Source organism: Bacillus sp. OTU2372 (assembly GCF_038440275.1).
Lineage (GTDB): Bacteria > Bacillota > Bacilli > Bacillales > Cytobacillaceae > Neobacillus > Neobacillus bataviensis_B.
The window spans coordinates 405596-428664 of sequence record NZ_JASATK010000002.1 but is presented as its reverse complement, the minus strand read 5'-3'; the positions used below and the strand labels follow the sequence as shown (position 1 = coordinate 428664).

The window sequence follows — 23069 nt, the reverse complement described above, 5'->3', positions numbered from 1 at the left end:
GGGGATGTAAACATGCTCATGACAGAAACAAATCAAGAATGGAAAGATGTAGCCCGCGACTTTGCCTCTCGCAAATTACAAATGGGGACACATTGGCTCGAAGGTGAGGAATATTGGTCAAATGCCCGTATGTTGGCGGAACAGGGCTTTTTGGGAATAACTTTGCCAGAAGAGTATGGCGGCTTAAATCAAACTTTATTTGATGCCCTATTAATGATAGAAGAATTGTGCAAGGTATGTCCAACCAGCGGAAGACAGGTATATCACTCAAGTATTGGAATCGCCTCCTTCATCAATCACCTTGGCACAGAGGCGCAAAAGAAATTATACCTTCCCCAAATAACGGCCGGGAAATTATTCGTGGGACTTGGAATGAGTGAGCCTGACGCAGGGAGTGCGGCCACAGACATGAAAACGACTGCGGTCGATGAAGGAGATCATTATCGATTAAATGGATCCAAGATTTGGGTTAGTGAGGCACATTTAGCTGATCTGTTTGTTGTCTATGCACGCTTTGGAAACACTGGAAGGACATCTGATATTGGCGCCATTTTAGTAGAACGCGGAACGCCAGGCTTTACAGTAGGCGTTCCTGAAGAAAATATGAGTGGTGAATTCCAATCGGCTCTTTATTTTGATGATGCCTTAGTACCAAAAGAAAATGTATTGACGGAACGTAATGCTTTCAAAGCCCTAATGGGAGTCTATAATGGGGTACGTTTAGGGTTTGCTGCCCAAACCTTAGGAATTACCCAAGCTGCATTCGATAGAACCGTTCAATATATTCAGGAGCGGAAGCAGTTTGGTAAAGAAATATGCGAATTTCAAGGGATTCAATGGATGGTAGCTGACATGTTTATGCAATTGGAAGCAGCACGAACTTTGTTGTACCGTGCGGGTATGGCCGCAGCAAATAATAAGCCGGATAAGCATGCGGCAAGTGTTGCTAAAGTTTATGTAGCAGAGGCGGCTAAAAAGATTACAGATGATTGTTTACAGCTTCATGGTGGATACGGATTCTCCAAACAGTATCCCTTGGAATGGTATTACCGTTGTGTACGGGCTGCATCCATTGCCGGAGGTACTGTTCAAGTTCATCGCACGATGCTGGCTGCTGAAGTATTAGGAAGAAAATTTGACCAGCGAAAATAGAATCTTTTCTTTTCCGGGACAGACCCGGTAAACACTGCGGCTGTGCACACAGCACAGCCGGGGGATGCCCCAGCTGCTTCATACGAAATCACTAAGGTTAGCAAATTATAAATTTAGAAAGGGGAAAACGAGAATGCTTACTACTACGAAATCAAAGGTAATCTCTTTCGAAGAAGCCGTCAGCAAAATACCAAACGGTGCAAACATTACAATCAGCGGCCTTATTTCTGTTCTTTGTCCGGAAAGAGTAATGGCAGAGCTGGAGAAGCGTTACCTTTCCACTGGAGAACCAAGAGATTTAACGGTCATCACACCCGTGCGAGTAGGCTGGAGCAAAACACACAGCACCGGATTAGAACATGTGGCGAATCGTGGAATGCTCAAAAGATTAATTAGCGGCAGTTTTAATGTAAAAGAAGGACCACGGCTTACTGAGATGATCCGCGAAAACGAAATCGAGGCCTATGGCTTTTCAATGGGAACGATCTTTCATTGGATTCGGGCCATGGCTGCAGGCGAATCAGGACTTGTGACGAAAGTGGGATTGCATACATATGTGGATCCACGCTACGACGGCGGACGCCTGAATGAGCATACCAAAGAGAATATATCAAAAGTCATAGAGATTGGCGGCGAGGAGAATCTATTTTACCCCAGCATTCCTATCCATGTAGCGATTATTCGCGGTTCAACAGCGGATGAGAACGGAAATATTACGCTGGAAAATGAACCTGTAACATTAAGCGGCTTGGAGATGGCCATGGCAGCCAAAGCCAGTGGGGGATTTGTAATTGCCCAGGTGAAACAGGTAGTGCCAAACAATACCCTGAATCCTCATGACGTAGCCATTCCTGGCATTCTGGTGGATGCAGTGGTAATCGATCCGGACCAAAAACAAAGCTTGCTTGATGAGGACGATCCAAGCTGGACCGGCGAAATCAAACTTCCGTTAGAACAAGTATATAAGCCGCGTCCATTGAATTCCAAAAAGGTGATATTAAGGAGGGCGGCCAAGGAACTGAAGCAGGGGGATGTCATTAACCTTGGAGTCGGGATTCCTGTAGGTTTACCGCAGTTAGCTATAGAAGAAGGATTTTTTGATGATGTTACATTCTCTTTGGAGCACGGGGCGATCGGTGGTGTCCCGATGGGTGAAGAGGTGTTCGGGGCCCATATTAATCCTACCGCTATCATAAGTTCTCCCCAAGTGTTTGATTTTTACCATTGTGGGGGATTATCAGCTACATTATTAGGGTTTGCACAAATCGATCGTGTAGGAAATGTAAACGTGAGTATGTTTAACGGTGTTTTTCGAGGCTCCGGCGGTTTTATCGACATCGTCCATAAAACGAAAAAAATTATGTTCTGCGGAACGCTCACCAGTGGCAAGTTGGATGTTGCGATCGAACAAGGAAAAGTCAATATATTAAATGAAGGAAAACATAAGAAATTCATTCCTGAGGTAGAGCAATTAACTTTTAATGCGAAGGTCGCTCTGAAAAACAAACAGGAAGTCCTCTATTTAACGGAACGAGCTGTATTTAGATTGGAAGACCAAGGGATCACATTAATTGAATATGCCCCAGGGGTTGATATTGAGCGTGATATCCTTTCACATATAGATTTTAAAGTAAATATTTCACCAAACCTGAGAGAAATGGATGCAGATATATTCAAATAAGCAAATGGAAGAAGGTCAGATCATTGGGAAAATGGGAAATAACAAGGACGATTACATGTGATGTTTTAGTAGTTGGCGGCGGCGGTGCAGCTGCAAAAGCAGCATTAACCGCATATCAGTCTGGAGCACAGGTTCGAATAGCTGTTAAATCCCCTTGGCTTAAAGGTGGATCCACAGCAACAGCGTTTTCGGAGCTTCTTGCGATTGCGGCCGCGATTGGCCATGGGGACGAGCGGGACGAACCGGAAATTCATTATCAGGACACTATGGATGCGGGACGAGGTTTTATTGACCCTGCATTAGTGCGAACGTTAGCTGAAGACGCTCCCAAAAGGATAAATGACCTGATCGATTTAGGGCTTAATTTTGATAAACAAAAAAATGGCAAACTTGTTCAGGGTATGAGTGATTTTGCTACTTATCCCCGTACATGCAGGGTGAATGGTGTCACGGCAAGACATATTCTTAACATCATTGCGAAGGAATTAAAAAAGAATAACGTTCCGATTGATGAGCAGATGATGGTTTTTCAATTAGTAACAGATAACGAAAAGAGAATCGTTGGTGCCATCGCTTTTGATATTGACAAAAATGAATTTGTCTTCTATCAAACATCGTCTGTCATCTTAGCGTGTGGCGGCGCCCACTTCCTTTACACTTATGGTGTAGGTACGCCGGATATGACGGGGGATGGGTATGCAATGGCGTATCAGCAAGGGATTCCGCTTGTAAATATGGAATTCGTGCAAATCGGCCCGGGAGTGATCAACCCTCCGGTGACATTACTTTCAGGACCGGTTTGGAAGACACATCCGATTCTTTCAAATCAGAAGGGGGAGCGGTTCCTGGAGCGATATCTCCCAACAGGTGTAAATGTGAAGGACGTTAATAACCACAAGGCCTTTCCATTTACCGTATCCAATCATTCCTTCTATTTGGACACATCCATCCAAAGAGAATCAGAAGACAATCCATCACCGCACGGAGGCGTATGGTGTAAGATGGCTCCCGGATCTGAGGCGATTGTTGAGGAGAAAATGCCGAAGACAAAACGTGTGTTAAAATCCAAAGGCATTGATGTACACTCGGATAAATTTGAAGTCGGTCTAGTGGCTCAATGTATGAACGGCGGGACACAAATCACCTCTCCAGATGGTGAAACTGACATATTGGGTTTATTCATCGCCGGAGAAACGGCTGGAGGTTTACGAGGCCCGGATCGGCCCGGGGGGAACTCTCTCGCAGAAGGGCAAGTTTATGGCTACCGAACAGGAAAAGCAGCTGCACACTATTCAATGAAGCACGGCAAGGAATTATCGTCACAAGAATGGTGCATCCAGGAATTTCAAACGATCAAACAGTGGATTGAAAATAGCCAAAATGGAACAAAAGATGTTCTTGAAAGCATTGATGAACTTCGCCGGAATATGTATCGGAATTGCCTGGTTATTCGCAATGAAGCCCGATTGATGGATGCATGGGAGTATTTACTGAAAACCGAACAAGACCTCGAGCAGGGTAAATATTCTGTAAGATTGGATACCATCAAGTCCGCACTTGAATTGCGTAACATGATCATTACAGCCAAGTCGATCGTGTTGGCTGCGTTACTTCGAAGAGAAAGTCGAAGCTGTCATTATCGCGAAGACTTCCCGCAAAAAGATGATGCCAATTGGAAAAAAAGCATTCGAATTAGGCAAGTGGACGGAATCATGTCTGCGGAGGAATATGAGTGGCCAGCAGAGCAAAGCAGGATAGGAGCAAATGGGTAATGCAGTTGATTTCTCTGTTCAAAATGGAATAGCCAAGGTAATGCTCGATCACCCTCCGTTGAACATACTTTCTGAAAAGGTGAAAGAAGAGTTAACGAATACGTTCCGTATCATTACTGATTATTCTGGGGTTCGTGTACTCCTTTTCGTCGCCAAAGGAGATCATTTTTGCTGTGGTGCCAACTTAAAAGAGTTCCCGGATCGTATTGCCAATAAATCGGCCGGTGAGGTATGGACGCGGGGACATGAGATGCTGGCAGAGGTAATGAATGCACCTCAACCTACCATTGCCTATATTCAAGGCAATGCTTTAGGAGGGGGTGCGGAACTTGCCAGTGCCTTTGATATCCGTATCTTTTCATCCACTGCTCAAATCGGGTATCCAGAAGTATTGCGCGGTGTCTTCCCTGGAAATGGGGGATTAGAGCGATTAATCTCACTGGTGGGTCCAGCTAAGGCGATGAACCTGGTATTGACCGGCAAGCCAATATCGGCCGAGAGGGCCCTTCAACTTGGGATTGCTTCTGAAATCGTTGAAAGTTCGGATGGGGTAAAAAAAGCCGAAGAATTGGCGCAATATTTAGCCAACTTGCCAGGTGTTGCCTTAAAAGCCATTAAAAAAGCAATCAAACTTTATGCTGCTGATTCTTCCACATTTATGGATAAAGGGAAAGAGCTTTTCTACATGCTGCATGAAACCGAGGATGTGAAAGAAGCTGCCAATGCTTTTCTTGAGAAGCGAAAAGCTTCTTTTTTACACAAGTAACAGGAAAGGAGAAACGAATATGGTGATCGGTCTCATAAATTTTATAGCTTTTCTGGGTATCACAGGATACGCAATTTATCTGTTTACCAACATTGTATATAGCCGGGTAACGTTCATTAAAATGGGGAAACCAGCGAACTTGAGGAAAGACACTCAGAAGCGAGTCAATGAAGTACTGGTGAACGTCTTCGGACAGAGAAAACTTTTTAAAGACCGCAAGAGCGGCGTCATGCATGTGATTATGTTTTATGGATTTATTATCCTGCAGTTTGGGGCCATTGAGCTGATCATTAAAGGGTTTTTTAAAGGGTTTGAATATCCAATTGGCACAGCCCAAAAGTTTTTTAGCTTATCTCAGGAAATAACCACTTTTCTCGTTTTATTATCCGTCCTATATGCCTTTTACCGCCGCTACATAGAAAAGCTAAAGCGATTAAAGCGTGGATTTAAGTCGGGTTTGGTTATCATTTTTTTAACCACTTTGGTATTATCTATCTTTTTAAGTCTAAGTTTTGAACATATATGGTTGGGGCAAGAAGGTTTCCTTCCATACGCACCTATTTCCAGTACGATAGCCGGATGGTTTTCGGGCTTGAGCCGAGAGGCAGGCGGCGTAGGCTTTTATGTTTTTTGGTGGCTTCACCTTATTACGTTACTTAGTTTTGCTGTTTATGTACCGCAGTCAAAGCATGCTCATGTTTTATTTGCTCCAGTTAACGTGTATTTACGTGATACAAAGCCGGTGGGAAAACTGACATCGATCAATTTCGAAGACGAATCCCTGGAGACTTACGGGGTAGGGAAAATTGAAGATTTCCGTCAAAACCAGTTAATTGATCTTTATGCCTGTGTAGAGTGTGGGCGCTGTACCAGTATGTGTCCTGCATCTGTAACGGGAAAAACCCTGTCTCCGATGGAATTAATGAAAAAAATGCGCGATCATTTGACCGAAAAGGGGGCGGCAATTACCTCGCGAACACCATGGATGCCTTCGTTTGCTTTTCCAGGTCATGAGGCAGCGGCAACGTCGGAAGCTGTAACGGCAAATCTAATTGGAGATGTGATTACAGAAGAAGAATTATGGGCTTGTACGACATGCAGAAATTGTGAAGATCAATGCCCGGTAGCCAATGAACATGTTGAAAAAATTATCGATATGCGCCGGTTTCTTGTATTGACTGAAGGGAAAATGCCGCATGAGGCCTCACGCTACTTTCAAAATATTGAACGTCAAAGCAACCCTTGGGGACTTAATCGCAGGGAGCGGATTAAATGGCGTGAAAGCAGAGACGATGTCAATGTCCCAACGGTTGAGGAGACGGAAGAATTTGAATACTTGTTCTTTGTCGGTTCCATGAGCTCTTATGATAATCGAAGTCAAAAAATTGCCCAATCGTTTGCAAAGATTCTCAACCTTGCGGGCGTTAAGTTTGCCATTCTAGGAAATGATGAACGGAATTCAGGAGATACAGCGAGACGATTAGGGAATGAATTCTTATTTCAACAGCTTTGCCAAGAAAATATAGCAAACTTTCAAGCTAACAACGTGAAAAAAATCGTCACCATCGATCCGCATGCTTATAACACCTTTAAGCACGAATACCCGGAATTTGGGTTGGAGGCAGAGGTCTACCATCATACAGAAGTGATCCACAAGTTAATAAAAGAAGGAAGAATAAAACCAACCCGTGAAGTGAATGAAAAGATTGTGTACCACGATTCGTGTTATATAGGCCGTTATAACGGAATCTATAATATTCCACGAGAAATTCTAAAAGCCATTCCTGGAGTCAAAGTAGCAGAAATGGAGCGAAATCGTGAAAATTCCATGTGCTGCGGGGCTGGTGGCGGAATGATGTGGTTGGAGGAGACACAGGGGAAACGAATTAATATCGAGAGGACAGAACAAGCCTTGAGGTTAAATCCCACCGTTATTGGAAGCAACTGCCCATATTGCCTAACGATGCTCAGTGATGGGACTAAGGCAAAAGAAGTAGAAGAACAAGTTAAAACGTTGGATATTGCTGAGATTGTGGAGCGTTCTTTAGTAAGTTAATCGCTTTGTTAGCACTGCCATGGAGAAAATGACCAGGAGGAGAAACTATGAATCTAGGATTTTGCATTTATCCCATTGAAGCCCGTCCAAGCAAAGAATTAATACAGGAGTTTGAAAATGTGGTCACCCCGCATATCAGTGATAATTTAAACCGGATGCACGCCGTGGCTTCCGGACTTAGACCTTATCATAAAGATGGTAAACTGGTAGGTACTGCTTTTACTGTTAAAACGAGGCCAGGAGACAATTTATTGGTACATAAGGCCATTGACTTGGCCGAACCGGGAGATGTCATTGTCGTCGATGCCGGAGGAGATCTCACAAATGCAATAATTGGAGAGATTATGCAAAAGCTGGCGATTAAAAAAGGACTTGCAGGTTATGTGATTGACGGTGCAATAAGGGATACAGGGGCCATTAGATCCGAGACTTTCCCGGTATATGCGAGAGGAGTAACACACCGCGGCCCATATAAAGATGGGCCGGGCGAAATCAATGTACCCATTTCCGTCGGAGGGTTGGTTGTACATCCCGGAGATATTATTGTTGGAGATGAAGATGGCCTAGCGGTTGTTCCTCTCGGACACGCGGAAGAACTATTAAAATTAATAAAGGAACAACAAATTCGAGAGGAGGATATACTCCAGTCAATCCAAAACGGTACGGTTAACCGTTCATGGGTAGATCAAACACTTGAACAAAAAGGTTGTGAATTTGGCGTAAAAAAATTGCCTATGCCATTAAACAATTAAATGAGGGGTGATTTTATGAATATTTGTATTTTAGATGGATATACTTTGAACCCCGGTGACTTAAGCTGGGACGGATTGTCGCAGATCGGTAAGACAGAGGTTTACGATCGGACTCCGGAAGACCTCATCATAGAAAGGGCTTCAAACGCAGAGATTATTTTGACCAATAAAACTCCTTTATGCCAGGCAACTCTGGAGAAACTGCCAAATCTCAAGTATATTGGAGTCTTGGCAACCGGTTTTGACATAGTTGATACGAAGGCTGCTGAAGAACGGGGAATCGTAGTCAGCAACATTCCAACATATGGGACGGAATCAGTGTCCCAAATGGTATTTGCACTGCTGCTTGAACATTGCCATCATGTTCAACGTCACAGTGATGTTGTTATGGAAGGACAATGGGGAAGGAATCCTGATTGGTGCTTCTGGAATTACCCACTTGTTGAACTAGCCGGTAAAACAATAGGAATCGTCGGTCTTGGACGAATCGGGCTTCAGACGGCACGGATTGCTTCTGCTTTTGGTATGCGCATACTTGCATATAACAACAATCATCGGAATATTGACCTGCCCAATTTTCAATGGGCGGATCTGCCTGATTTAATGAGACAATCCGATGTTGTCAGCTTGCACTGTCCGTTAACCCCGGTTACAGAAGGTATAATTAACGCAGAAAATTTATCCATGATGAAACCATCCGCTTTCATTATTAATACTTCGCGCGGGAAACTTGTTAACAATAAGGATTTAGCGGAGGCTCTCAATGCAGGAGTTATTTCCGGCGCTGGATTGGACGTACTGGCGGTGGAACCTCCAGAAGATACCAACCCTTTGCTTAAAGCAAAAAATTGTATTATCACTCCTCACATCGCTTGGGCTACAAAGGAAGCACGGAGTCGTCTTTTGGATTTGGCAGTGGATAATATAAAAGGGTTTGTCGCCGGAAGTCCAAAGAACGTGGTAAATTCTATTACGACCACTACTGCCGCCAATCTTTAAAAGTGATGATTAAATCAATACAATAACCTTATCCCAACAGTCAATCGGGGGTAAGGTGGTTGTTTTTTTATCTATCTCTAAATTAGAAAAAACAAATTGAATTTTTCAAAAAGAGGCTTCTCACAAGATTGTGAGAAGCCTCTTATATTGTTCATAAGTTATAAGAAATAGTGAAAATATTTAAGTAAGCAAACGTATCGCAGGAAAAACACAAAAATAGTCTACTGTTTATAGGGAATTAGTTCCAGTAATTATTTTGCTATGCTATAATGATGGTAAGTTTAATACATAATGGATAATTTATTGTAACTTTAGAATGTTTATTGCTGACTTAAGCCGGGAGGATTACATATGTTTGAAAACCTGTTAAATATATCTGACGCTGCCAAGCTATTGGGAGTGTCGCCGAGTACATTAAGGCGAATGGAGAAAACTGGAAATATTGAAGAATATGGCTTAAAGGTTATTTATACCCCTGGCGGTCAAAGACGATATATTCTTGATGAGGTTCAACAGCTTTTCTCTAATCAGGGGTTTTCCGGACAAATTGGATTTGGTACAAAACCTGCTCTGTTAATTCGTGATTTTACCATAGCATTTACTGAACCGCATTCCCAATTAGCTATTAAAATGGATCATCAAATCACTGCCACCCAACAACTTATCGAACAAGCTCTTACCGATAAGATTCCGATAATCTTTAGTAAAACGATTTATGAAACTGAAAATAAGGTTTCTAGATTATGGTGTGAAAAATTCCCCTCGCTTCAAATTTTAGACCGCGAAAGCACATGGGTCAATATTCATCCAGATTTATCTGACTATCCATATGATTTGATTAAAGCGACTGTATATATATCTTCTTTGTACGATGATCAAGTAGATGTTTTCTTGAAAGACAGACAAATTGATACATTAATATTAGCTGGGACTACTACAAGTGGGAGTATAAGAGCAACTGCAGTAGATGCTCTTCAAAGAGGTTATAGAGTTATCATTCCTAAAGAAGCTGTAGGAGATCGAAATCAAACCTTACAGAACTCAACATTAGTAGATTTAAACGCAAGGTATGCAGACGTAATGAATCTGGATAAGGTTCTTAAAGGTATGAAACCATGAGCAGCGCATTTGAATAAAACCATGATTATCCTCAGGTAATCATGGTTTTTTTATTTTTAGAAAAATTTAATAAAATTGAATATTGACACTAAAAGTGCCGTGAGATAAAATAAAACCATGAAAGCTTTGGTAAGTTTAGTAGCTTGAGGTAACTTTTAGAGAAATAATACAACTTTGATAACTTCAAACCATCGGTGTTCATGATTTTCTATTATTTTTAGGAGGAGTACAAATGGAAAATACTCAGGTAGTATCAAAGTTTTTGAAAACGGGTGAAATGTTCAAGGAAAGTCTTCGTGATGGCCGGACAGTATACTATAAGGGTGAAAAAATTCAAGATGTGACCATTCATCCAGCTACTAGCGGCGGTATCAATATTATGGCTAAGATCTTTGATGCTCAGCATAACCCCGAAACTCAGGATAAGCTAACGTATATCAATCAAGAGTCAGGTGAACGAGTCAGTAAAGCTTGGATGATTCCTAGAACGAAGGAAGACCTTAAGAGCCGCCGAGAATTGACTGACTATGTAGCTCGGGAAACCTTTGGCGTGTTTGGCAGACCATTCGATTTAGCTCCTCTTGTTCCAGTGGGTATGGCCGCACATCTTTCGAAATTCCGCAGTAAAAGGCCAGAATATGCTGAAAATGTTCTTCACTATATCGACTATGCTCAGAAAAATAACTTGATGGGTCCAGAAGTACTAGTAGATCCTCAGAATGACCGTTCCAAAGCAGCCGCTGCGGGTGCCCGCCTATTCGATGTTGAATTAGGAAGCCAAATAAAAGGAGGCAGCTCCACACCTGCTTTGCTCCGGGTGGTGAAAGAGACTGAAGAGGGGATTTATATTAGCGGTGCAAAAGCAGTAGGTTCGATTTCTTCCCAAGGGAACGAAATGATTCTCTCCAATCTTATGCGTCCAGGGCTGTTACCGGAAGAATCTCTTTGGTTAGCTGTTCCTATCAATGCACCAGGAATCCACATTGTCTGCCGTGAATCGGTCTCTTCAGATCCTATCAGTTCTTATGATCACCCGGTTAAATCACGCGGAGAAGAAATGGATTCCTTCTTAATTTTTGATAACGTTTTCGTAGAAAAATGGAGAATATTCAATTATGGTGTCCCAGAACTCAATGAATTGTACGGAGGCGTTGTATTAGGAGTACACTGGCACGTGTTATCCCGTCTAGCTACCAAAGCTGAATTGTATGCCGGTGCTGCTCAGCTAATCGTAGATGCACTTGGAACTGGAAAAATTCCAGGAGTTCGTTCTATCGTATCGGAAGTTATTCAATATGCTCAAACGTTAAGAGCCTACGTTTTAGCCTCTGAAGAATTAGCTGAAATGACTGAAGATGGCGTTATGTGGCCGGATGTCAATATGCTTACAGCTGGACGCCTTTATGGTATCACGCATTATCCGCAAATTATCCATCATCTCCAGGAATTATGCGGACAAGGGCTGGTCATGAGATTCTCTGAAAAAGATTATGCTCATCCATTTATTGGAGGCAAATTAGAGGAACTACTGGTTGGACGCGATTTAACTTCGAAGCAGAAAAACTTGTTGATGAACTTCATTTGGGATATTACTACAGATTCCCACGCAGGCCGCGTCGCTCTATTTGAAAACGTTAATGCTTTGCCGGCACCGCTGCTTCGTGAGCGTTTGTATCATGAATATGATCGAACACCGTTTATGAACCATATTCGTAAGTCGATCGGACTTCCTTTGTAGGTGAAGTTTATAAGAACAATAGCTTAATAGGTTCTATCTATTTTGGAGGCGTGTAAATGAAAAAAAATTACCGAATAGGATTAGTTGTTCCTAGTTCCAATACAACGATGGAAACGGAAATTCCAGCAATGCTTCGTTGGAGAGAACAAGTTGATCCGAATTTGTCGTTTACTTTTCACTCAAGTAGGATGCGAATGAAACATGTTACAAAAGAAGAATTAAAAGCAATGGATGTAGAAAGTGACCGCTGTGCTGTCGAACTTTCGGATGCCAGATGTGATGTTCTTGCCTATGCATGCCTTGTCGCTATTATGTGCCAGGGGCCCGGTTATCATCTGGAGTCAGAACAGCGCCTATTTAATGCAACAAAAGAAAATGGAGCAGCTACACCGGTTATTAGCAGTGCTGGTGCTCTGGTAGATGGCATTAAAACATTAGGAGCTCAAAAAGTCGCTATTATTACCCCGTATATGAAGCCTTTAACGAAACAGGTGATTGACTATATTGAGGCAAGCGGAATACAAGTAACAGATTCGATTAGTCTGGAAATCCCTGATAATTTGGAAGTTGGACGTCAAGACCCTTTGCGTTTACTAGAGATTGTTAAAAAATTAGATATTAGCCAAGCTGATGCGGTTGTCTTATCCGCTTGTGTTCAGATGCCTTCATTAGAAGCAATTCAGCTTGTTGAGAATGAAATCGGAAAACCAGTGCTTTCAGCAGCTGTTGCAACCGTATACAACATTCTTAAAACTCTTGATCTGCACCCGTATGTGCCAAATGCAGGTAAGCTACTATCAGGGGATATCATCTCTAAACTTCCAATTGAAGAGGGGAATTATAATGGATGAAGTAAAAAATAAATTTCGAGAGTCGATGAGCCGGCTTGCTACTGGAGTAACAATTGTCATGACTGAAATCGAGGGCCGGCCTTGGGGCTTAACTGTAAGTGCGTGCTGTTCAATTTCAATGGAGCCGCCTTTAATTTTAATAAGCCTAGCTACACAAGCAGCTAGTACACAAGCGATAATTAATAACCAACGTTTCAGTGTCAGCGTGCTTGCTGAGGATCAAATTGAAGTAGCAAGATCTGGAGCAAAAGCAGGTGCACCAAAGTTTTTTGAGGAGTTTGCAGAAAGTAAGGGCAGTTTTAATTATGATGTCAAAAATGCTCTAGCCAATGTTCATTGCAGAGTTGAACAAACAGTGACAGCTGGTGATCATACTATTTTTATCGGGTTCGTGGAAGATGTGATATTAGGTGAATCTAAATCACCATTGCTTCATTTTAATAGACAATTTGGAGAATTTAATCCAGCTGTAAGGAACTAATTCAAATGAATGACTTTCCAAGATTAGTATGTTACTAGTCTTGGAGGGTTATGGAGGGAGAGTTGTTGTGGTGCATCAGCAAGGTGATGAGGATTTGTATAAAGAAAGAGGTTTTGGAAAATTATTGGGTTTTGGTAAGAAACCAGGGTTGATTGTTGTTGATATGATTGAAGGATTTACTGATCCTAGTATGCCTATGGGTTCCGATTTAACCCCGCAAATAAATAAAGTAAATGCGCTTTTGAAAATTATCCGTAATAAGGATCTGCCAGTATTCTTTACTACGATTTCTTATGATGATGATACATTTGCTGATTCAGGATTATGGTACCAAAAGATGGAGGGGTTAAAGACTTTAAAAGCAGGTACCAGTGCAGTGAATGTGGATCCCAGATTAGATTTTCGTTATGGTGACGGCTTAATTGTTAAGAAATATGCATCAGCATTTTTTGGGACCGATTTAATTGCACGTCTGAATGCACAGAATGTTGATACTGTGATAATTGTAGGTTGTACAACATGTGGCTGTGTTCGTGCTACAGCTGTTGATGCGCTGCAATACGGATACAGACCAATCGTTGTGGAGGATGCGGTAGGGGATCGTTCATTAGCATCCCATGAACAAAGTCTTATCGATATGCGCCAGAAATATGCCGATGTATTAACTACCGAGGAAATCATAACAACAGTATCTGCTAAATATCCTAAGGGTTTATTTACAGCTTTAATAAAAGAATAAATTTTTCAATCAACGCTTTAGGCCTTAAACGTTTTTGATTAATGAAAAAGAAGGCCAGGTTGGATTCCCTTATAACTAAAACAATATAGTGAGGAGGGAAAATCCTGAAATATTATAAAAATCTATTCAACCCGCATTTAGCAGAATTAGAACATGGCTCTTATATAACGATTGGCTCCTTTGATGGCGTACATAAAGGCCATCAGCAATTAATTTCAAGCACTGTATGGGAGGGTAAAAAAAATAACTACCCCACGATTGTCATAACATTTGACCCTCTACCGAAAACCTTTTTTAGCAACACTGAATTACCATCGTCTCTTATTACCAGTCCGCACACCAGAGCGGAGAGAATAGCTGCTCTTGGAGTCGATATCCTCATTGAATATACTTTTGATAATAGCTTTTCAACCATTAGCTCCGATGATTTTGTTGACAGCGTTCTATTGGGTTTAAACCCTAAAAAATTTTTTGTTGGAAAGGACTTTAGGTTTGGCTATAAAGGTTCAGGAACCCCCGAAGTTTTAAAACAAACAGGTGCCAGATTGGGATTTGAGACGGATATTTTCGAATTTACTCATTTGGCTGATGAGCGTATCTCCAGCACTAGAGTGCGCCAGGCGATAAATAATGGTGATCTTAAGCTTGCTTCTGATCTTATGGGTAAACAACACGAAATGTGCGGCAGGATTGTCCAGAGGTTGAATGATTATAAAGGACTATTTGTGCCAGATGCCGCCCTTATTCTGCCGCCTGCAGGGGAGTATTGGGTCAATCTGAAAAATTCTACTAACAAATACTTTACTAAAGCAATTATTTTCCCTACCAATCAATTTATTGAAATGAATTTAGACCAGGCTGCGATTAATTGTTTTTCTAAAGATAGGGTTACTTTAGAGTTTCTTCAGTCTGTGTCTACAGCAGTTCCTGAGGAAATTGACTTAGAAATAGCTAACCAGCGTCATTCTATACTAAGTTAAATTGTTCATTTCATTATACTATATTGTGAGAATTTATTAGAATATTGACACTTTTTGATACTCACCTTAGACTTTATCTATGATAAATTCGACAAGTTTAGCAACTTGAGGCTAATATAATAAGCTGTTTAAACTTCGATAACTTCAAAATGTGATCGGCAAGGATTCTCGTAAATATTTTTTAGGGGGAGAAGGATGGAAAATATTTCGGTAGTTTCAAAGTATTTAAAAACAGGCGAGATGTATAAGGAGAGTCTTCGTGATGACAGGACCGTTTATTATAAGGGCGAACTGATTCAGGATGTAACCACTCACCCAGCCACTAGCGGTGGTATAAATATTATGGCTAACATCTTTGATGCCCAGCATAACCCAGAAACACAGGATAAGCTTACGTACATCAGGTCAGACATAGGGGAACGAGTGACCAAAGCCTGGATGATTCCTAGAACAAAAGAAGATTTGAAGAGCCGAAGGGAATTAACGGATTATATTGCTCAGGAAACCTTCGGGGTGTTTGGCCGCCCGTTTGATTTGGCGCCCCTCGTGCCTGTGGGAATGGCGGCATATCTTTCAAAGTTCCGCAGCAAAAGGCCTGAATATGCAGATAATGTCCTCCACTATATTGACTATGCCCAAAAAAATAACTTGATGGGTCCTGAGGTATTAGTTGATCCTCAAAATGACCGTTCAAAAGCCGCGGCAGCTGGTGCCCGCCTGTTTGATGTCGAATTGGGGAGCCAAATAAAAGGCGGCGATTCTACTCCTGCTTTACTCCGGGTGGTGAGGGAAACGGAAGAAGGAATCTATATTAGCGGAGCGAAAGCGGTAGGTTCCATTTCGTCCCAAGGAAATGAGATGATCCTCTCTAATCTGATGCGTCCTGGTTTGTTACCTGAAGAGTCATTATGGTTATCAGTACCGATAAATTCACCAGGCATTCACATTGTCTGTCGGGAAACAGTCTCTTGCGATGCGGCAAGTACCTATGATCACCCGGTTAAATCACGAGGAGAAGAAATGGATTCCTTCTTGATTTTTGATAACGTTTTCGTGGAAAAGTGGAGAATTTTTAACTATGGAGTACCAGAACTTAATGAATTATATGGAGGGGTTGTATTAGGAGCGCACTGGCATATTCTCTCTCGTTTGGCAACCAAAGCGGAAATGTATGCCGGAGCTGCCCAGCTGATTGTTGATGCTTTGGGAACAGGGAAGATTCCAGGTGTACGTTCTATCGTATCAGAAGTGATTCAGTATGCTCAAACCTTGAGAGCATATGTATTGGCCTCAGAGGAACTAGCTAAACCAACTGAAGATGACGTGATGTGGCCAGATGTCAATATGCTTACCGCCGGGCGACTTTATGGTATTACACACTATCCGCGGATTATCCATCATCTTCAGGAATTATGCGGACAGGGATTGGTCATGAGATTCTCTGAAAAAGACTATGATCATCCATTTATTGGCGGGAAACTGGAGGAACTTCTCGTTGGAAGGGATTTAACATCCAAGCAGAAAAACTTATTGATGAACTTTATTTGGGATATTACCACAGATTCTCATGCAGGTCGTGTTGGTCTTTTTGAAAACGTCAATGCACTCCCAGCTCCATTGCTTCGTGAGCGTCTATACCATGAATACGACCGAACACCTTTTATGAACCAAATACGTAAATCTATTGGTCTTCCAAAAGAAGTGTAATCACTAGTGAAAATGGAAGTCGCTTGATAGAAGATTAGAGCTTAAATTTAGGTTCGTTCGCCTGAGAGGAGATATAAATATGAGGCAAAATCATTCTTTTGGGGACCTTTTTGTAAACGGTCTGAATGCAAAAATTCACCTCATTACTAAAGGAGATAAGGCTGGTACCCCCGTCATTTTTTTGCCGGGAATTACTAGTTACAGCCTTTCATTTGCAAAAGTCCTAAATTTAATGCCTGAAAACTATTATTCCTTATCAATGGATGCCAGGGGCAGAGGGCTGTCCGACCGTCCTAAGGAAGGCTATCTATTAAAAGATTATACAGAGGACTTACTGAATATTGTAAACGCTTTAATAGATAATCCCATTGCTCCGGTATTGGTTGGCCACTCCATGGGAGCCCGGATTGCGGCTGCATTTGGCAGCCAATATCCGTCTCTCATTTCCGGCATCGTATTAATCGATCCTCCTATTAACGGACCAGGACAGAGAGAGATCTATCCTAATCCATTATCGATGTTTTTAAAACAAAAGGAGGCTGTTGATCAAGGGGATATGGAATTATTCCGCAGCTTCTTTCCTTCATTTACAGATGAACAAATAGCTGAAAGAGCGGAAGAATATCGAAATAATAGTTTGCCAGCGATTATTGAATCCTACCAATCTCTGTTATTGGAGCCTTTTCAAGTATATATCAAAATGCTTTCAGTCCCTGCATCCCTATTAGCGGCAGAACATGGAGATACCATTCGTGAAAACGAACTTCAGGTTTTGAAAACGCTCAACTCTTCGATGCAGGTTGAAAGGGTTAAAGGAGTAAGCCACATGGTGTATAAAGATGCACCAGAACAAACAGTTGATTATATTGTTTCATTTATTGAAGGAATTACAAAAAAATAAACGAGGTGTTAATAAATGACTGTTGAATTTCAAGAAATGGTTTCCCTGTTTAAAAAACAACTTGAATTGTGTAAGTTAAAGCGGTCTGAAACGATGGCGGTATTAACTTCGGGCGAGATTAGAGCAGATTATGCGAAAGCGTTCCTGACGGCAGCTTCCGAGATCGGGGCGAACGCCTTTGAATTGAAACTGCCGCCAGCTAAACAAGGAGCTTCTGGTTCGTTTGGCATTACACCGTTAACCGATAACCGAGTTGCAGTTGAGTGCTTGAAGAAGGCCGACCTTGTCATTGACTTAGTTCTCCTCCTTTTTTCTAAAGAACAATTGGAACTGCAGGATGCAGGAGTAAGAATTCTGCTGGTTGTCGAACCTTTCGATGTAATTAAAAGAATGTTTCCAAAAGAAAGTGACAAAGAGAGAGTGCTTTATGCAACCCAATTATTAAGGAATGCAAAAGAATTAAGATTCACCAATAAGGCGGGCAGCGATGTTACCTATCAGCTAGGTCAATATCCAATTCTTACGGAATACGGTTTTGCTGATGAACCAGGCAGATGGGACCACTTGCCAAGTTGTTTTTCTGCTGCGACATCTAATGATGGCGGAGTTGACGGGGTAGTAGTTTTGGATAAAGGGGACATATTTTTCCCGTTTAACCGATATTTTCAAGACCAAGTAAAGTTAACGATAAAAGGTGGATTTGTTACGGACATTGAAGGCGGTTTTGACGCCATGCTGATGAGGGATTATATCGAAAGTTTTAATGACCCGCGAGCTTACGCGATATCTCACATTGGCTGGGGGCTTAACGAAAGGGCACAATGGCATAGTCTCGCTTTCGATGATCAAGTGTTTGGCATGGATGGGCGTGCCTTTTATGGAAATGTCTTATTCTCCTTGGGGCCAAACTCTGAATTAGGGGGGAACAACGATACCCCATGCCATCTTGATTTACCAATGAAAAATTGTACGTTATACCTGGACGGCAAGTTAATTGTTAAAGATGGAGATATTGTGATCGATGAAATGAAAGCTGTTAAACCACAGCTGGCTTGATTGACTAAACTCATTATTGCCTTGTGGTAAAAGGATGATTTTGTATCATTGCATATGGAAAAAACTGAATAAAGATGGAATCACTCTACTGCGATTTAATACAACTTCTTTGCGAGAGATGGTACTTTTTAAAGAAATTATGACCATTAAACGGAGGTATGTATTTTGAGCAACCAAACGGTTAAGATGAAAGAGCATTCTTCAATTGAAACACGGGGTGTCGATATGATTCCGGAGAATGAGCGGAATTCAAAGGCATCCAATGTATTCTACGTCTTATGTGGTTCGCAGTTTGCTTTTGGCATTATGGCAATCGGTTCATTACCGATTGTGTTCGGACTTGGCTGGTGGGCAGCATTCTGGGCATTGACGGTGGGGCTTGCGATTGGCTCCATTGCAATCGGACCGATTTCTATTTTGTCACAGAGAACAGGTACGAATGGAGCACTAGCTAGCGGAGCACATTTTGGGGTAAAGGGCCGTATTATTGGTTCGCTTCTTAATATTGTAATAGCGATTGGTTTCTATGCTCTTATGGTTTGGACAGGGGCTCAAGCCTTCGTCGCGGGAGGTCACCGGTTGTTTGGCTGGTCAGAAGGAACCGGTACATTATTGATAGGTTGTATCATCGTCAGTGTCATAACCGCAATAGTAGCAATAATGGGGCATAAAGTAGTAGTTTTGTTTGAAAAAATAGGAACCTACCTGGTAGGAAGTATTGTCATTCTATCTGTGTTTATATTTGCTTCAAGGTTCAATGTTAGTTACGAAGGTGGTCATTATTTATTAGGAGGTTTTTGGCCGACTTGGGCACTCGCCATGCTAGTAGTAGCTTCGGTGCCTATTTCGTATGCACCATTTGTAGGGGATTATAGCCGATATGTTCCCAATAGCCATATTTCGACGAAATTGGCAGGGGCCACATCCCTGGGAATGTTTGTCGGGTGTTGGTTAGCAATGGTACCAGCATCATTTATGATGTCAACGGTGAAGGATTTATCTACTCCATTCGTAACAGGAATTATTGGGGGGGCTCCATCATGGTGGATTGCTCCAATTACGATTGCAGGGATATTTGGTGCTCTGCCGAACGGTGGGTTGTGTTTATACAGTGCCGGACTTTCTCTCGAGTCCCTCGGATGGACGCTTAAACGGGTAACAACCACCATAATTATGGCAATTGTCGGTTTTCTCTTGGTATTCATCGGAGTTCAGGATGTGTCCAATATGATACACTTAATCGACGGGTTTGTTATTATCATTATCGTGGGTGTGTCACCTTGGTTAGCGATCAATCTTGTCGGACATTACTTGGTGAAAGGGCGTTATAAACCATTAGATTTACACAATAGTTCTACGTCAAGCAGCTATTGGTACTCTAGCGGATTTAACATTCCTGCTGTTATTTCATGGACGATTGGATTGATTGTGGGATTGTTGTTTACAAGCACCAGCATTTTCACCGGTCCATTCGTATCTGTCGTCGGCGGCATTGATTTAAGTTTTACTTCATCTGCGCTTGTTGGGGCGATTGTATACTACGCTTTAACGACTTTGTTTCCATATCGTTCAAGAGAAGTATCTAGTGAAGTTGCTGAGAATATAGTACCTTAAATTATTTAGGGAAGTCATTAATTTTATGATGGTAGACGAACTTCTTTTTAAAAGGAGTTCGTTTTTATTAGGGATGATTCTGTTTTTTATTGGAATATTTTCAAGGAGGTAAGCGAATGGGAAAAACATTACATCCGGGGCCGCAAAAAATTTCAAAAGTCCCTGCACCAAAACACTGGGTCAGTCCAATTCTATAGGTGGCCAATCTGGCGCTGTTGCGGTAAAGGCCGGCAATTTACTTTTATATTGATGTCAAAACAGCAAAAACAGTGAAGACGAAATTAACAATTGCAACGGAGCAATGCGGAAAGTTAATGGCAAATTTGCAGGAAAGTTTAAGCCATTTCCAACGAACAGGCGGCGTTCATAATGCAGCTTTATGTACAACTGATGGGAAACGCGAAGTTCATGATATTATTGCTGATAATGCCGATGGTAGAGTCCAGCGGATCATCTTAGGAGAAACCTTCAATCTTCCTGGGGAATGGTCTAGTTATCCACCCACAAGCATGATGGAGAGCATTATCCTGAAGAGCCAAATCTGGAGGAAATCTATCATTATCAGGCGAAACCTAAACAAGGATTTGGCGTACAGCTTCATTACACAAAAGATGGCAGCATTGATGATGCATATATCATTCGTAATGGAGACAGCTTTGCAATTGACAAAGGGTATCATCCGGTAAATGCAGCAGGGGGCTACCAGATTTACTATTTATGGTTCATGGCTGGAGAGGAAGGAAGAACACTGAAACCATATGATGATCCAGATCATAAATGGGTTCATTCCTTAAATTAAATATTACATTTGACATAGAAGATTTATCTAGCTATGTCCATTGTCTACAATTTCTTTTTAAGAAAAATCCCGTCAACGAACGGGATTTTTTTAGGTACAAGAGTTATTCAAACTAGACAGAGGTTTACTTGAAAATGGATGTACGGTTTCAACTGGAATGGATTAAGATATTTTTTCTAAATATTGCCGTTTTTTTGTGTTGGTATCCCTGTCATTCTTTTTTTTGTTGATTTGATTCGGAAACGATTCAGTTAGCAACAAACTGATATCATAACTAAAAACCGAACAAGTAAAGATCATGCCTTCCTTGTGTCTCTCTTTTTTTTAAAAAAAGATAAAATGGGCGGAATGATCATGGTAAGTAGAAAGGCGAACGAAATGAGGTATTCAGGTAATGTCATAAAAGAGAAGGTTCTTTTATAATTACTCATGGCCAGGGAAACTTTTACTCCCATCAGGAGATCAATTAGGAAAGCAAATACTATACTTAGCCCAAAGAATAAGAAAAAGAGCAGGAATTTAGTCATTGTATAACTACCGCCTTTTACAATGTTTTTTTTAAAATACTGATAATAAAACCGCCTTACCTTAGTAGGGTCTAATCGCGATTTTTTTATACAATGCAGATGTTTATGTGGTGCAAGCCCAATTTTTATAGACTGATTTACATTTAATTTCAGGTTGTTGGAGAAAAATGTTTTTAAATGATACCGTTTTATGGCTGATTTACGAAAATTATTGTAATTCTCAATGTAATCGATTACAATAAATGTAAACGAACACTGAAGGGGAAAGCAATAGATGGTTAGAATTGCGGATGTTGCAAAAATGGCAAATGTTTCAACGGCCACAGTATCCCGAGTCATAAGTAATACAGGGACTGTAAAAAAAGAAACAGCTGAAAAAGTTTTAGAAGCCATAAAAAAATTAAATTACCACCCTAATATGCTGGCAAGACAATTGAGAAGATCTGAAACCAAAACAATTCTTGTGGTGGTTCCTGATATAACCAATACTTTCTTTTCTGCGGTGCTGCGCGGAATTGAATCCGTTGCCATCGAAAACGGATATCAAGTACTTCTAGGAGATGCTCGAAACGATGTCGAAAGCGAAACTAGTTTTTTAACGATATTAGGTCAGAAAAAAGCAGATGGGTTGATATTATTAACGGCAAGGACCGATCAAAAAATATTAGAAGATTTATCCCAGGATTACCCTGTAGTATTGGCGTGTGAATACTATGAGGGTTCCAAGCTGCCTACGGTCTCCATTGATAATGTTAGCAGTGCAAGAAAGGCAACTGAATATTTAATTAGCTTAAACCACAAGAGAATTGGACATATTTCCGGACCCTTGAATATTGTCGTTGGACGGGATCGATGTAGGGGGTTTCATCAAGCAATGGCGCAACACGGCCTGTCTGTGGATCCAAGTTTGGTACAGGAAGGCGAATTCTCTTTTGAAAGTGGATTTAATTTAATGATGAAATTTTTGTCACTAGAGAATCCTCCTACAGCCCTTTTTGCCGGTAATGATGAAATGGCTATGGGTGCCATTAAAGCTGCTAAATCTAAAGGTTTAAGAGTTCCAGAAGATTTATCTGTTGTTGGCTTTGATGATATTCAATTTGCATCGATTTTTGAACCTGCTCTAACAACCGTAGCACAACCAACGTTTGATATGGGTCAAAAAGCGATGCGTTTACTGTTAAAATTAATTAAAGATGAAGAAATAGAGAAAGATCAATTTATTCTTCCTGATAAACTCATTGTCCGTGAATCATGCAAAGAACTTACCATCGAAGAGTAGTTTAGCCTATTCCTGTTAGAATTAAAATAATGAAATACAAAAGGGGAGTGAACTTAATAATGGTTCACTCCCTTTTTATCATTATTAGGGGACCAGC

At 41.3% G+C, this 23069-nt stretch carries 18 protein-coding genes and 2 pseudogenes; all 20 read left to right on the top strand.

Translation table 11 applies throughout. The annotated features are described in order from the left end of the window. Positions 1-12 precede the first annotated feature (12 nt). The 20 genes and pseudogenes from AAHB15_RS07010 to AAHB15_RS06920 all read left to right on the top strand — a co-directional run bounded on the left by AAHB15_RS07010 (position 13) and on the right by AAHB15_RS06920 (position 22972). Positions 13-1152, top strand: a complete 1140-nt coding sequence (locus AAHB15_RS07010; protein ID WP_144563594.1) for an acyl-CoA dehydrogenase family protein — start codon at positions 13-15, stop codon at positions 1150-1152. A gap of 133 nt (positions 1153-1285) precedes the next feature. Continuing rightward, entirely contained in the window at positions 1286-2833 is a 1548-nt protein-coding gene (locus AAHB15_RS07005) for an acyl CoA:acetate/3-ketoacid CoA transferase (RefSeq protein WP_342042053.1), read from the top strand. Positions 2834-2856: 23 nt separating this feature from the next. Beyond that, entirely contained in the window at positions 2857-4605 is a 1749-nt protein-coding gene (locus tag AAHB15_RS07000) for an FAD-binding protein (protein WP_251565853.1), read from the top strand. Beyond that, positions 4598-5371, top strand: coding sequence for an enoyl-CoA hydratase/isomerase family protein (locus tag AAHB15_RS06995; RefSeq protein WP_342042052.1), 774 nt, complete (start codon positions 4598-4600; stop codon positions 5369-5371). The genes AAHB15_RS07000 and AAHB15_RS06995 overlap by 8 nt, the downstream gene beginning before the upstream one ends. A gap of 19 nt (positions 5372-5390) precedes the next feature. Then, entirely contained in the window at positions 5391-7427 is a 2037-nt protein-coding gene (locus AAHB15_RS06990; RefSeq protein ID WP_446715846.1) for a (Fe-S)-binding protein, read from the top strand. Between the two features lie 47 nt (positions 7428-7474). Then, positions 7475-8179 carry an RraA family protein gene (locus AAHB15_RS06985; RefSeq protein WP_342042051.1) on the top strand — a complete coding sequence of 235 codons (705 nt, stop codon included), beginning with the start codon at positions 7475-7477 and terminating at the stop codon, positions 8177-8179. A gap of 15 nt (positions 8180-8194) precedes the next feature. Then, the gene (locus AAHB15_RS06980) at positions 8195-9178 is read left to right on the top strand and encodes a D-2-hydroxyacid dehydrogenase (RefSeq protein ID WP_144563584.1); all 984 of its coding nucleotides are present in this window, start codon (positions 8195-8197) and stop codon (positions 9176-9178) included. A 351-nt stretch (positions 9179-9529) separates the two neighbouring features. Beyond that, positions 9530-10297: an isochorismatase family protein gene (locus AAHB15_RS06975; RefSeq protein WP_342042050.1), complete on the top strand. Its 768-nt coding sequence runs from the start codon at positions 9530-9532 to the stop codon at positions 10295-10297. Positions 10298-10529: 232 nt separating this feature from the next. Continuing rightward, the gene (locus AAHB15_RS06970) at positions 10530-12035 is read left to right on the top strand and encodes a 4-hydroxyphenylacetate 3-hydroxylase N-terminal domain-containing protein (protein WP_144563580.1); all 1506 of its coding nucleotides are present in this window, start codon (positions 10530-10532) and stop codon (positions 12033-12035) included. A 56-nt stretch (positions 12036-12091) separates the two neighbouring features. Then, a complete protein-coding gene (locus AAHB15_RS06965) occupies positions 12092-12886 on the top strand; it encodes a maleate cis-trans isomerase family protein (RefSeq protein ID WP_335574300.1) in 795 nt (264 codons plus the stop codon). Beyond that, positions 12879-13367 carry a flavin reductase family protein gene (locus AAHB15_RS06960; protein WP_251565844.1) on the top strand — a complete coding sequence of 163 codons (489 nt, stop codon included), beginning with the start codon at positions 12879-12881 and terminating at the stop codon, positions 13365-13367. Before AAHB15_RS06965 ends, AAHB15_RS06960 begins: the two co-directional genes overlap by 8 nt. A gap of 67 nt (positions 13368-13434) precedes the next feature. Then, complete coding sequence (locus tag AAHB15_RS06955; protein WP_335574299.1) at positions 13435-14106, top strand: isochorismatase family protein; 672 nt, start codon at positions 13435-13437, stop codon at positions 14104-14106. A 101-nt stretch (positions 14107-14207) separates the two neighbouring features. Beyond that, positions 14208-15086: an FAD synthetase family protein gene (locus AAHB15_RS06950; RefSeq protein ID WP_335574304.1), complete on the top strand. Its 879-nt coding sequence runs from the start codon at positions 14208-14210 to the stop codon at positions 15084-15086. 195 nt (positions 15087-15281) lie between these two features. After that, a complete protein-coding gene (locus AAHB15_RS06945) occupies positions 15282-16793 on the top strand; it encodes a 4-hydroxyphenylacetate 3-hydroxylase N-terminal domain-containing protein (RefSeq protein ID WP_335472592.1) in 1512 nt (503 codons plus the stop codon). A 79-nt stretch (positions 16794-16872) separates the two neighbouring features. Then, positions 16873-17694, top strand: a complete 822-nt coding sequence (locus tag AAHB15_RS06940) for an alpha/beta fold hydrolase (protein WP_335574298.1) — start codon at positions 16873-16875, stop codon at positions 17692-17694. 15 nt (positions 17695-17709) lie between these two features. Beyond that, a complete protein-coding gene (locus tag AAHB15_RS06935) occupies positions 17710-18750 on the top strand; it encodes a leucyl aminopeptidase (RefSeq protein ID WP_144563567.1) in 1041 nt (346 codons plus the stop codon). 165 nt (positions 18751-18915) lie between these two features. Then, complete coding sequence (locus AAHB15_RS06930) at positions 18916-20364, top strand: purine-cytosine permease family protein (RefSeq protein WP_342042049.1); 1449 nt, start codon at positions 18916-18918, stop codon at positions 20362-20364. 204 nt (positions 20365-20568) lie between these two features. Then, positions 20569-20756, top strand: a pseudogene (locus AAHB15_RS30155) (formate dehydrogenase accessory sulfurtransferase FdhD); the annotation flags it as partial. A 21-nt stretch (positions 20757-20777) separates the two neighbouring features. After that, positions 20778-21163 (top strand): annotated as a pseudogene (locus AAHB15_RS06925) (5-deoxy-glucuronate isomerase). 801 nt (positions 21164-21964) lie between these two features. After that, the gene (locus tag AAHB15_RS06920; protein WP_335574296.1) at positions 21965-22972 is read left to right on the top strand and encodes a LacI family DNA-binding transcriptional regulator; all 1008 of its coding nucleotides are present in this window, start codon (positions 21965-21967) and stop codon (positions 22970-22972) included. The last annotated feature ends 97 nt before the right edge of the window (positions 22973-23069 follow it).